Here is a 2295-nt window from a genome sequence, read left to right on the forward strand (position 1 = left end):
CAGTGGCGACAACCGCTGACCCACCGAGAGAGCCGTGGCAGCCACGGCCCTGGTTCACGAAGGAGCACCCATGACAGTCGACGCACCGTCCCCCGCGGAGAATGACGAGTTCTGGCGAGAGCGTCGGGTCTGCTTCCTGACGACGAGCCGCCCGGACGGCAGCCCGCACCTCGTCCCGGTGGGGGTGACGTTCGATCCCGAGGCCGGCATCGCGCGCGTCATCAGCAGCGCGGGCAGCAAGAAGGTCCGGAACGTACGCGCGGCCGGGGCTGGTGCGCAGGCTGCGGTCAGCCAGGTGGACGGGCGTCGTTGGTGCACGCTGGAGGGGACGGCGGTGGTCAAGGACGACGCGGAGTCGGTGGCCGAGGCCGAGCGGCGGTACGCCGAGCGCTACCGGCAGCCCCGGCCCAACCCGGAGCGCGTGGTCATCGAGATCGCCGTGACCCGGGTGCTGGGCAACGTACGTCCATCGGGTTGGTGAGCGCTCCTACGGGGAGCGGAGTGTAAATCCGTCGGCTCTGCCGGGGTTCGCATCCCACGAGGTCAGGATGCGGAGGCGATCGTCCGACGGGCTGCCTGCGGGGGCGGTGAGCACCATCAGGCGCTGCCCGGAACCGTCGGGGCTCTGCCAGGTGTCGCAGTCCAGGGTCAGATCGCCGACCACGGGGTGGTGGTACTGCTTGGTCCCGAAGCTGGCGGAGTTCACGTGCCGTTCGGCCCACCAGGTGCGGAAGTCGGCGTCCCTCACGGAGAGCTCGCCGACGAGTACGGCCAGGTCGGGATCGTCGGGGTCCTTGGCGGCCTCCATCCGGAGTGCGGCCACGGCGTCGCGGGCGTCGTGTTCCCACGTGGCGTGCAGGCCGCGCACGATCGGGTGGGTGAACATCAGCCGGATGTAGTTGCGCTCTGGTTCGGGAATCGCCGAGAAGTCGGTGAACAGGGCCGCGGCGGCTTGGTTCCAGTCGAGGACGTGAAGCCTTCTTCCGAGGACCAGCGCGGGCGTATCGACCAGCTGATCGAGGAGGCGGCGTGCGGCGGGCCGGATCTTCTGCACGGTCCGTCGTCTTCTGGGGAGCGCATCGACCTTGCCCGCGATCTCGTACATATATGCCTGCTGGTCCTCGTCCAGCCGAAGTGCGCGAGCCAGCGTCTCCAGGACCGATGCGGACGCCTTCACCCGCCCCTGCTCGAGCCGGGTGTAGTAGTCCACGCTGATCACGGCGAGGGAGGCGACCTCTTCCCGGCGGAGGCCACGTACCTTTCGGTGATTTCCCAGGTCAGGTAGGCCCACCTGACCTGGGGTCAGGCGTGCTCGACAGGCTTTGAGGAACGCTCCGAGCTCGTTGGGCGCCGCTGGATTGCTCATGGGTCAATTGTGGCCGCGGCGTACGAAGCATGGGAGGGAAGGAACGTTCCCAGGCAAAAGCTGGCCGCTTTTGCGGTCCTTCGAAGCGGTGGAAGTTGGTGTGTGCCGGAGGCGGATGCCCCCGGTGCGGACCGGACGGACCGGCCGCAAGTACGGAGGAGAGACTCCATGGTCAGCAAGTTGGACGTCACATTCGACAGCGCAGGGATTCAGATCGCTGCACACCTCTACGTCCCCGCAGGCGCCAGCGATGCGCCCGCCATCGTCGTCGGTCACCCGGGGACGGGGGTCAAGGAACAGGCTTCGGGGCTGTACGCCTCACGGCTGGCCGAGCAGGGCTTCGTGACGGTCGCCTATGACGCGGCGTACCAGGGCGCCAGCGGTGGCCTTCCCCGAGGGCTGGAGGACCCGGCTCAGCGCATCGAGGACATCAAGGCGGCCGTCTCCTTCTTGACCACCCGCCCCGAGGTGGACAGCGAGAGCATCGGGGCGCTCGGCATCTGCGCGTCGGGCGGCTACTCGCTCCCTGCGACGGCCAGCGACCACCGGATCAAGGCGCTCGGGACCGTCTGCGCTGCCGATGTCGCCCGCCAGTTCCGTGTCGGCGCCAACGGCACCCAGGACCCAGCCGTGTTCCAGGCGATGCTCGACGGGGCCGCGGCTGCCCGTACGGCCCGCGCCAACGGCGACGACCCCGGGGTTCTGCCGCTCTTCCCGGCGACGGCGGACGAGGCGCGAGCGATCGGGGGCGAGCACGCGGCCGAGGGCTTCGACTACTACTGCACCCCGCGTGCCGATCACGAGCGAGCCGCCAAGGCATTCGACTGGACGAGCGTCGACAAGATGGCGACGTTCGACGCGTTCGCGCAGGTGCCGCTGATCGGGCAGCGACCGCTTCTCATGGTGGTCGGCACCCGTGCGGAGACGGC

At 69.2% G+C, this 2295-nt stretch carries 3 protein-coding genes; 2 read left to right on the top strand and 1 reads right to left on the bottom strand.

Annotation, left to right across the window (positions count from 1 at the left end):
• The first annotated feature begins 70 nt into the window (after nucleotides 1-70).
• Nucleotides 71-481 (top strand): TIGR03618 family F420-dependent PPOX class oxidoreductase, encoded by a 411-nt coding sequence (locus VIU94_RS01035; RefSeq protein ID WP_331906475.1) that lies wholly within the window; start codon nucleotides 71-73, stop codon nucleotides 479-481.
• Between the two features lie 6 nt (nucleotides 482-487).
• On the opposite strand, the gene VIU94_RS01040 is transcribed toward VIU94_RS01035, so the two are convergent.
• Nucleotides 488-1366: a helix-turn-helix domain-containing protein gene (locus VIU94_RS01040; protein ID WP_331906477.1), complete on the bottom strand. Its 879-nt coding sequence runs from the start codon at nucleotides 1364-1366 to the stop codon at nucleotides 488-490.
• Between the two features lie 168 nt (nucleotides 1367-1534).
• On the opposite strand from VIU94_RS01040, the gene VIU94_RS01045 reads away from it, so the two are divergent.
• On the top strand, nucleotides 1535-2295 hold a 761-nt coding region (locus VIU94_RS01045; RefSeq protein ID WP_331906479.1), incomplete at its 3' end, for an alpha/beta hydrolase.

It is taken from the genome of Streptomyces sp., assembly GCF_036566765.1.
Taxonomy (GTDB): Bacteria; Actinomycetota; Actinomycetes; order Streptomycetales; family Streptomycetaceae; genus Streptomyces.